The organism is Psychromonas sp. (genome assembly GCF_983033635.1).
The window spans coordinates 1-8,579 of the sequence record NZ_CEZLMY010000153.1; the positions used below are offsets into that span (position 1 = coordinate 1).

The window sequence follows — 8,579 nt, forward strand, 5'->3', positions numbered from 1 at the left end:
ATGCCGTATTACGCACAAGTGCGCTTAATAATCCGCTTGATAAGTTATATATGGATGCAGATAACCCACTGCAAATTGTTATTACTAACAATATTGCGGGCACTATCACTTATGAAATTCGGGATAAAGATAATAATGTCGTTACTTTGCCCGCTCCACCAGATTCAGCCAATAACTATACGCCGGCAAAGTTACCGGGCGATCTGCTTACCGGATTAACGGTAACGCCGGATCTGTTAACGGGGAAAGTAACCTTTGATTTGGCTGGTATTGAGGTAGAGATGTACGCAGGCTCTCCAGTTGCTGGTGATAAGTTTACCCTTAATTTTAATGAAACGGGTCCTGGTGATAACCGTAATATCATGGAAATTGCTGGCTTGCAGAGTCAGAAAATCATGAATGGCAATAAAGCGACCTTCCAGGATGTATACAGTGGTATGTTATCTGAAATAGGTGCAAAAACTGCCAATGCCGATGTTTCAATGCAGTCGACCTATATATTAAAAACGCAATCTAGTGAGCGGATTCAAAGTAACAGTGGTGTCAACATGGATGAAGAAGCCGCAAATTTGTTAATGTTTCAACAACATTATAGCGCTGCGGCGCGTGTTATCTCTGTTGCCAGTGAGCTTTTTGATACTATTTTACAAGCTGCTCGATAAGCCCTTTCTATTTATAGCCGTTACCAATCAAGATGCTTGCCTCTCAGGTTGCCCTTCGGGTATATAGCTGACAATGTTTAATCCGATTGTTAGCTATCCTTTTATTTATCCTTTTTAAAATCACAAACAACTGCCTAGTTGGAATGTTTATTGCATTAGAATCGTTAGATTGAGCGAATAAGTTCATTAAAGAATAAGAGAGGCAATTATGCGCATTTCCACGCAAATGTTTTATCAACGCAGTACAGACAATGTGATGTCACAGCAAGCTAAACTGAGTCAGCAAAACCAGTATTTGTCGGCGGCGAAGCGTGTTCTTACTGGGGCTGATGATCCGGTTGCGATTTCGACTATTCAACGCTTAAAGCAAGATATCTCATTGGGTGAGCAATATATTAAAAATGGAGAAATGGCTCAAACTGCCAATGCACTGGAAGAAACGGCTCTTGCACAAACCACCAATATATTACAACAGGTGCGTGAATTAACGGTTTCAGCGGGTAATGGGACCTATAACGATCAAAATCGTGAGGCGATTGCTAAAGAGTTAGAAAGCTTACGTGAAGAGTTGATCGGCATTGCTAATACCAAAGACGGCAATAGCCAATATATCTTTGCCGGTTATCAAGTTGATACTCAGCCTTTTCAAGAGAATGAATTTGCTACGATTGATTATCATGGCGATAGCGGAGAGCGAGATTATAAAGTGGGCTCGGGGGTATTTGTCCAGGGTAATAACTCCGGCTCTTCAGTCTTTACTGATATCAAAGAGGGTAATGGTACCTTTGTTGCGGAAGCTAATCTTAATAATAGCGGTTCAGGTGTTATTAATACGGCCTCCGTTATTGATAATAAAGCTGCCAGTGGTTTTCTAGATCAAGATTATACGATCTCGATTAGTGAATCGGTACCTGCAGGAGATTCTGAATATTCGGTTTATGGTTTAAAAGAGGTTGCCGTTACCGGTAGCGCGAATGTAACAATTTCAAAAATAGATTTAACCGATCCTAGTATTGGCAATGTTAATCCTGCCGGCATATACCCTGCTGCCGGCAGCGATGTTAGTGTTGAATTTCTTGCCACCGCAACGCCTGGTGAATTTGAAGTTCAAATTAATGGAGAATCATCATTACCTGCTATTTATGATTCTAATAACACCCAAGCGCAGGAAATTACTATTAATGGTATCTCTGTTGAGGTAGATGGTTTACCTAATGCAGGCGATCAATATGGTTTAACAAAATATGTAGAGCCCACTTTATATACAGAAGGGCAATCTATTGAGTTCAACGGTATTAAAACAGAATTAAAAGGTAATGTTGCAGAGTTCGATAGCTTTACCTTAAGTCCAAGTGGTACCAAGGATATTTTTTCGACCATCCAGGATACTATTGATGCGTTAAGAATACCGGGTGACGATGGGGCTGCTAAAGCGCAACGAGAAATGCGCTTAGATATGGGGCGTCAGCAAGTTGACAATGCCATCAGCAATGTGACGGGAATTCGTACCTCAGTGGGGGCAAGATTACTTACTGTCGACAATCAAAAAGAATCGAATTTAGATTTTAATCTGGCTACGCAAAAAACACTGTCAAATTTAGAAGATCTGGATATGGCTGCCGCGATTAGTGAGTTTTCTATGCAAAGTAGCATATTAGAGATAACACAAAAAACGTTTGTACAGATGCAGAACATGAGTCTATTCAAATTGCTCTAGAAATATCTGCTTGTAAGTAATAAAAAAAGAGGCAATTTATTGCCTCTTTTTTTTTGTCTATTTTTTATGTAAATAAAGATCTAAAGATCCTTTACGCTCCCGCCTCTTAATTATCAATCTGTAACGTGTTGTTTTTTAAATGATATATGCACCACATTAAAAGTTGGCATGGAACTCGCATTATAAAACCTGAGAGTAAAAATTGACGGCAAATTAAACAATAATTGCCGATTTCCCCGACTAAGGGACAAAAGGAACAAAGGAGCAAATTATGCCACAAATGATTAATACTAATATAATGTCGCTAAATGCACAGCGTCAATTAAACAAAAGTCAGCTCACGCAAAATGAAGCGATGGAGCGTCTATCGAGCGGTCTGCGTATCAACAGCGCAAAAGATGATGCGGCAGGTCTTGCCATCTCAACGGGCATGCAGTCACAAATTCGCGGTATCAACCAGGCGGTGCGTAACTCAAATGATGGTATCTCAATGACGCAAACGGCAGAGGGGTCAATGGATGAAATGACCAATATCCTGCAGCGTATGCGTGAACTGTCTGTACAAGCGGCCAATGATACTAATTCATCTGATAACAAAGCATCCATCCAGAAAGAAGTGGACCAGCTTTATACTGAGTTAGATCGTATTGCCAATACAACGCAGTTTAATGGTACCAACTTATTAGATGGTTCAAACAGCTCAACCACATTACAAATCGGTGCGAACTCAGGTGAAAGTTTAACCTTTTCTATTGATAGCGTAACAACGGCTGCGCTCGGTTTAGATGGCGGCGTTAATAAAGGCGACCTCAACGGAGGCCGTATAACTACAGGTGCAATTACCGCTAATGAAGTTGCTATAAACGGTGTTGACATTGGAGCTGTTGCACTACCGGGTGGTGCAGATGAAATAGCTAAGGCTATTAATCTTGAAACTGCTTCAACTGGGGTTGTTGCTGATGCCTATAATGTGGTTGAAGGAACGACGGGGACAACTGTAACTGGTATTACTAATGGCCTTGAATTGACGGTAGGTGATGGCACCACGGTGACACTCGGTGCGACCTCATCAATGGATAATTTAGCGGCAACAATTAACCGCGATGTAGAGGGATTAACCGCAACGGTTGGCGATGATGGTCAATTAATCTTAAATAACGATACCGGGATGGCCATTATTGTCGGCGGTACCGTGGCGGGATCTGGCTTAGAAGGCGCACCTACTACTTATCAAGGTTACCTTGGTTTAACCAGTCAAGACGACGCTCCGGTCAGTATTGGACTTGGCTCTGCAGGGGCTGCGGGAGACACAGAACAGTTTGGTTTTCTGGTTTCCAATGGCTCTGCTGTGACGAGTAATGCGCCATCGGGTACTGCAATCACAGTAGCTGATGCCATTACTATAAATGGTGTTTCTTTAGAAGCATCGCTAGGTACGCCTATCGCAACACTTGCAGCTGATATCAATAAGCTAACAGATGAAACTGGTGTAACGGCTACGGTCAGCGGAACCGTGTTAATTTACACTTCTGCAGATGATGGAGATATTGTTATTGCCAGTGGCGCGGGGACTGTTGCGACTAGAACGACTGCACTTGCTAGATTGGGTGTAAATGAGGTCGGTGGTACTGCGGTAACTGAGTTAGGTTTAAGTGTGACCACTTCTAAAAATGCGACGTCAAGCCTTGATAAAATCGATTTGGCATTGAGTAAAATATCAGAATCTCGTGCGGGTTTAGGTGCGATTCAAAACCGTTTAGGTTCAACAATTTCCAATCTTGAAAATGTTTCGCAAAACTTATCAGCCTCTAATTCCCGAATTCAGGATGCCGATTTTGCCGCAGAGACATCGAAAATGAGTAAAGCGCAAATCTTGCAACAAGCGGGTACCTCTATGCTTTCGCAAGCTAACGCAAGTACACAAAACGTATTATCACTACTGCAAGGTTAGTAATGTCAATACAGGTGGATTAGCTTTTATTAGTTAATCCATTGCAAGGTAAAATGGGTGAAAGTTTCTTTGGTTTTTACTCTCATTTTCTCCGATGGATCACCCATTTAAAGGTAGCTTCGGCTACCTTTTTCCTTTTATAGCAATCCCTACAAATATTTGCTCAAGCAAATGTCTTCTTCTCTTTAATTTTTCCTTGCTATTTTAGACGCTTTAATTAAGCGGATTGCGATTAATCATCCTCCAAAAAAACAGAGTCATTCTGTAATTGTCTATCTGGGATCATTTCTTGGTAATTCGCGGATTTTTGACACCGGGGATATTGTAAAGATGCGTGTTTCTTTTTGCTGTGAACCTGTATCTTGCCTGCATATCTCTAAGTGATAATAGCAGGCTACGCAATGATGCCTCCGGCATGAAATATCTGCAAGTTGGACAGCTGTTCCGCTAAATACAAGTTTGCAGGTCACTTGAGTAGTTGTATCCTTAGTTGGAGTTAATTACTGAGTGAACAATTTGGTTTCGTCCCCTGCTTTTGGCTTTATATAAAAGATCATCACAGGCTTTATAAGCGCCTTGATCGCTAATGTTATCTTCCTGTTTAATGATATATAAACCAGCAGAGATAGTTAGGTAGTTTGATATGTCACTTCCTGAATGTTCAATTTGTAGTTGTTCAACTGCATTTTTTATCTCTTCAAGCAGAGCAACTGCATCCAGCTCTTTCTTCACTTGATATAACAAAGCAAATTCTTCACCGCCAAGCCTGAAAACAGCATCATTTGAACGATTCATTTTATCTTTTAATTGTTGTGCAACCTTAACCAAAGCCAGATCACCATCTTGGTGTCCGTAAGCATCGTTATAATCTTTGAAATAATCGATATCAAGCATCACAAAGGCTAATAAATTTCTATTTCGTTTTGCGGTATTAATAACTTTGCGAAAAACGGCATCAAATTGACGGCGGTTATAAACATTAGTTAAACCATCCATTTTATTTATTTTTTCAAGGTGTTTTTTTGTTTTGGATAATTTATTAACTGTACTAAAAATCAAAAACTCAGATATATAAGAGAAGAAAACAGATACCAAGATAACAGCACTAAAGCGGATAAAGGCTAATGTAGCAAATGATTCGCCGATCCAATTTGCGAGCATGATAAGAAGGATTGAAGAATAGGCTATGGCAAGTATTAATCCTTTTTTATGGCCGTACAGGATCATCGAGGCATAAATATAAATGAATGACCAGACTGCTATGTACTGCTGGCCTTTGTTGATATAGACAAGTAATAAAATACCACCGCCCATTATCGATAAAACAATATGGACAAGTAACTTCTTCTTACCTTTAAATATAAGCAGAGAAATACAATAGAGCACAAATATAAATGCGCTGCTATAAAAGAGAGGTAGGTTCGCGTATAAGAAATTGCTGATGGTAAAAACAATTAAGATTACTAATGAAAAAAGAAGAATAAAATTTGCTGTTATGCTTTTGCGGTAATTGACACTATCTTTCTTTATCCCGAGTTGCAGATAAGCGTTAAGTCTATTTTTCATTAATTTCTTCCGCTTGTTTTTTTATAAGCAGTGATTTTGTGATATAAAAAACAACCCCTGCCAATGCCCCGTATAAATGTGCATTAACTAATACTGGAGCCCCGATCAAATCAATAGTACTTTGCTGCGCGCCATAAACTTGTTCATATATGATTTTTACCAGAAAACCGCCACCAAGCAGGTACCCCCAACGATCATTATTACTTATATCTGCAACGACTCCGTAACTGAACACGCCATGTAATACACCGGACAATCCGACATACCAGATTACCTCAGGCTCAAAGAAAAATAGTGCGATACCAATGAATAGACTATTGAAAAGAATCAAAGGCCAAATTTTGATATTTTTAAAGGTATCAATAAACAAAAACAGGGTGATAATTAATCCGGCAATGTTCATCGCTAGATGGTTAAAATTAGTGTGGCAAAAAGTTGCGCTAATCAGTCGCCAAAGATCGAATTGAGTGATGCCTGTGTGATAATATGCGAGTAATTGACTGGCTTGAGGTTCAAACAAATAAACCACTGCTGTTATTAATATTATTAATGCGGTTTCGATAATAAGAGAACGCATGCATTTCCTTTTTTTATTAGGTTTTAGTTATGGGCAAAAGAGCCATTTGTGAGCGTTGCTTAAAAGCAGCATCGGCCTGTATTTGTGCGACTATTCAGTCGATTGATAATCAACACTTTTTACATATATTGCAAGATCCCAGTGAAGAAAAAAAAGCGATTGGTACGGCGCGAATTTTAGATTTGTCATTAACACGTGCAAAAATCAGTGTTGGTGAGTTGTTTGATCCAAGTTTATTTGTTTTAGATAATAGCTACTTGGTGTTTCCTGGTGAGTCGGCAATTGCTGCCGATCGACTTTGTGAGACTAAAAATATCAATAGTAACAGCCAGTTTATTTTGCTTGATGGAAGTTGGAAAAAAGCTTACAAGTTATTAATGAGCAATCCATTTCTGCAGAGTTTGCCGAAAGTATCTATTAATATCGATAAAAAAAGTGAATACCGTATTCGTAAATCACCACGTGAAGATGGATTATCAACCGTTGAAGCGGGTTATTATCTGTTATCGCAATTAGAAAATAACAGCGAAAAATTTAAACCTTTATTGAAAAGTTTTGCATATATGATCGATTATCAAATATCTAAAATGCCTGCTGATATTTATCAGAAGCATTACCTTGATAAAAATAGTCTTGATAAAGAAGAGGGGTAGGGCGTGCCATTAAAAATTTCAAGCGGAGTGGAGATTGCCGACTGGCAAATCGAGCTTACTGCTATCCGTGCACAAGGTGCGGGTGGACAGAATGTTAATAAGGTATCGAGTGCGATTCATCTGCGTTTTGATATTAAATCATCAACACTGCCGCCATTTTATAAAGAGCGCTTACTGAAAATATCGGATAGCCGCATTACCAGTGACGGGGTGATTATCATTAAAGCGCAAAAGCATCGTACCCAAGAGAAAAACAGAGAAGATGCACTGGCACGTTTAAAAGAGCTGATTCTATCTGCTGTTGTGGTCCAAAAAGCGCGTCGTGCGACTAAAGCAACCAAAGGCTCGCAACGTCGCCGTATGGATCAGAAAACGCAACGCGGACAAACAAAAAATATGCGCAGCAAAAAGATCGATTATTAGTTAACCTTCGTTTTTACTAGAAACAGAGAGCAGATACCAGTGGGTTTGGCGTTTCGAAAACGGCATAAACCACCCTTGTCTGTTTTAGTAAAATATCGGCACTGTCTACAGTTAAAGCGCTTGCTCATTTATCCATTTCCAATTAAATCTATCGTCAAACTCAGTGGATTATAATCATAATGATTATAAATCACACATGTTTTTGCTAAATAACAGTCAATTTCACCGTCACAGAATTTGTGTAACTTTAATGGTTTGAAGAGAGTGTATTTTAATGGAATTGTTGTTCTGAATTCATATAAAATGCAAAATTAATTACACTCTAATTGGGAGTTATTAAAAGTAAAACCGTTGCTTGACTCAGTCAGTGGCAACTTTGTTCAAAAATACGTTGGGATTCAGTTCCATGTCGAATATCTGTTGTAAAAAATGAAAAGCTACAAATATAGAGAAGTAAAATTTAGTTTGCAAAATTCTGAAAATTTCACCGAGGAAGGTTTAGACCGTGTAAAGAAAATGGTTATTAGTATGTTAGATAAGGGAATGGATCCTGATTCAATGCAATTGATATTTTGTAGGGATGGTTTTATTTGTCCCGGCTCAAAAGCTGATAATCAGGTTTTAGAGCTTAGAGAGACAACTGCAGGTGAAGGTAAGTTTTGGGTTTCCAAGAAAAAAAGCGGCAATAAACATGCGGTGACAATTCTGTTAATGGGGTTGTTTCTTCTTGCTTTTTTTTCTCATATAAAAATTTAGCTGATTACGGTGCCGTATGCAGGGACGGATGAGCCTGTCCCGCTTATAAACCTGAACTGTCGTTCAATTCGCTCCATGATTTCATCTGCTCAAGTCATTTCACAGCCAAGAAAAACATAAACGGAAATTGCCTAGCTCTGTTCGGGGGAAAATAAAAGAGTTGTCTCCCGAATTTGTATTGAAAACTTTAACCAAGCATATACCCATGTTACTTCAAGATGCAATTTGGCTTGCCCTGCGGGGGCTCAGCTCGAAAACCAGTATTGCGTTACAG

General features: G+C 39.3%; 8 protein-coding genes. 6 read left to right on the top strand and 2 right to left on the bottom strand.

Going from position 1 to position 8,579, the window contains the following annotated elements:
- The 3 genes from AC4GME_RS15165 to AC4GME_RS15175 all read left to right on the top strand — a co-directional run.
- Positions 1-662: flagellar basal body rod C-terminal domain-containing protein (locus AC4GME_RS15165; RefSeq protein WP_490379689.1), on the top strand; the 662-nt coding region annotated here is incomplete at its 5' end.
- A 208-nt stretch (positions 663-870) separates the two neighbouring features.
- Positions 871-2,379 (top strand): flagellar hook-associated protein FlgL, encoded by a 1,509-nt coding sequence (gene flgL / locus AC4GME_RS15170; RefSeq protein ID WP_490376108.1) that lies wholly within the window; start codon positions 871-873, stop codon positions 2,377-2,379.
- Positions 2,380-2,650: 271 nt separating this feature from the next.
- Positions 2,651-4,330 (top strand): flagellin N-terminal helical domain-containing protein, encoded by a 1,680-nt coding sequence (locus tag AC4GME_RS15175; RefSeq protein ID WP_490376109.1) that lies wholly within the window; start codon positions 2,651-2,653, stop codon positions 4,328-4,330.
- A gap of 486 nt (positions 4,331-4,816) precedes the next feature.
- Here AC4GME_RS15175 and AC4GME_RS15180 read toward each other — a convergent pair whose 3' ends face one another.
- Both AC4GME_RS15180 and rrtA read right to left on the bottom strand, forming a co-directional pair.
- The gene (locus AC4GME_RS15180; RefSeq protein WP_490376110.1) at positions 4,817-5,896 is read right to left on the bottom strand and encodes a GGDEF domain-containing protein; all 1,080 of its coding nucleotides are present in this window, start codon (positions 5,894-5,896) and stop codon (positions 4,817-4,819) included.
- Complete coding sequence (rrtA, locus tag AC4GME_RS15185) at positions 5,886-6,473, bottom strand: rhombosortase (RefSeq protein ID WP_490376111.1); 588 nt, start codon at positions 6,471-6,473, stop codon at positions 5,886-5,888. The genes AC4GME_RS15180 and rrtA overlap by 11 nt, the downstream gene beginning before the upstream one ends.
- Before the next feature lie 29 nt (positions 6,474-6,502).
- Here rrtA and AC4GME_RS15190 point away from each other — a divergent pair, with 29 nt between their 5' ends.
- The 3 genes from AC4GME_RS15190 (at position 6,503) to AC4GME_RS15200 (ending at position 8,305) form a co-directional block, all read left to right on the top strand.
- Positions 6,503-7,126, top strand: a complete 624-nt coding sequence (locus AC4GME_RS15190; protein ID WP_490376112.1) for a tRNA-uridine aminocarboxypropyltransferase — start codon at positions 6,503-6,505, stop codon at positions 7,124-7,126.
- Between the two features lie 3 nt (positions 7,127-7,129).
- Positions 7,130-7,549: an alternative ribosome rescue aminoacyl-tRNA hydrolase ArfB gene (arfB, locus tag AC4GME_RS15195; protein WP_490376113.1), complete on the top strand. Its 420-nt coding sequence runs from the start codon at positions 7,130-7,132 to the stop codon at positions 7,547-7,549.
- A 429-nt stretch (positions 7,550-7,978) separates the two neighbouring features.
- Positions 7,979-8,305 (top strand): hypothetical protein, encoded by a 327-nt coding sequence (locus AC4GME_RS15200; protein ID WP_490376114.1) that lies wholly within the window; start codon positions 7,979-7,981, stop codon positions 8,303-8,305.
- The last annotated feature ends 274 nt before the right edge of the window (positions 8,306-8,579 follow it).

Coding starts and splice junctions, on each gene's coding strand:
- flgL (WP_490376108.1), top strand. CDS start 871: ATGCGCATTTCCACGCAAATGTTTTATCAACGCAGTACAGACAATGTG.
- AC4GME_RS15175 (WP_490376109.1), top strand. CDS start 2,651: ATGCCACAAATGATTAATACTAATATAATGTCGCTAAATGCACAGCGT.
- AC4GME_RS15180 (WP_490376110.1), bottom strand. CDS start 5,896: ATGAAAAATAGACTTAACGCTTATCTGCAACTCGGGATAAAGAAAGAT.
- rrtA (WP_490376111.1), bottom strand. CDS start 6,473: ATGCGTTCTCTTATTATCGAAACCGCATTAATAATATTAATAACAGCA.
- AC4GME_RS15190 (WP_490376112.1), top strand. CDS start 6,503: ATGGGCAAAAGAGCCATTTGTGAGCGTTGCTTAAAAGCAGCATCGGCC.
- AC4GME_RS15200 (WP_490376114.1), top strand. CDS start 7,979: ATGAAAAGCTACAAATATAGAGAAGTAAAATTTAGTTTGCAAAATTCT.